Annotated in this window: 3 tRNA genes; all 3 read left to right on the plus strand. The window is 53.5% G+C overall.

Going from position 1 to position 299, the window contains the following annotated elements:
• Positions 1 to 43: 43 nt before the first annotated feature.
• The 3 genes from HMPREF3249_RS09095 to HMPREF3249_RS09105 all read left to right on the plus strand — a co-directional run bounded on the left by HMPREF3249_RS09095 (position 44) and on the right by HMPREF3249_RS09105 (position 298).
• Positions 44 to 133, plus strand: a tRNA-Ser gene (locus HMPREF3249_RS09095).
• 12 nt (positions 134 to 145) lie between these two features.
• Positions 146 to 219: transfer RNA gene (locus tag HMPREF3249_RS09100), tRNA-Met, on the plus strand.
• 6 nt (positions 220 to 225) lie between these two features.
• Positions 226 to 298: transfer RNA gene (locus HMPREF3249_RS09105), tRNA-Phe, on the plus strand.
• Position 299 lies beyond the last annotated feature (1 nt).

Here is a 299-nt window from a genome sequence, read left to right on the forward strand (position 1 = left end):
CGGTAACACGGGTTCGAATCCCGTACGGACTATAAATTTTATTGGAGGATTACCCAAGTCCGGCTGAAGGGAACGGTCTTGAAAACCGTCAGGCGTGTAAAAGCGTGCGTGGGTTCGAATCCCACATCCTCCTTAGTAGGAATAGCGCGGGATGGAGCAGCTAGGTAGCTCGTCGGGCTCATAACCCGAAGGTCGTAGGTTCAAATCCTGCTCCCGCAATAGGTAGGCTCGGTAGCTCAGTTGGTAGAGCAATGGATTGAAGCTCCATGTGTCGGCGGTTCGATTCCGTCTCGCGCCAT

It is taken from the genome of Streptococcus sp. HMSC36C04 (assembly GCF_001839535.1).
GTDB classification, from domain to species: Bacteria; Bacillota; Bacilli; order Lactobacillales; family Streptococcaceae; genus Streptococcus; species Streptococcus hominis.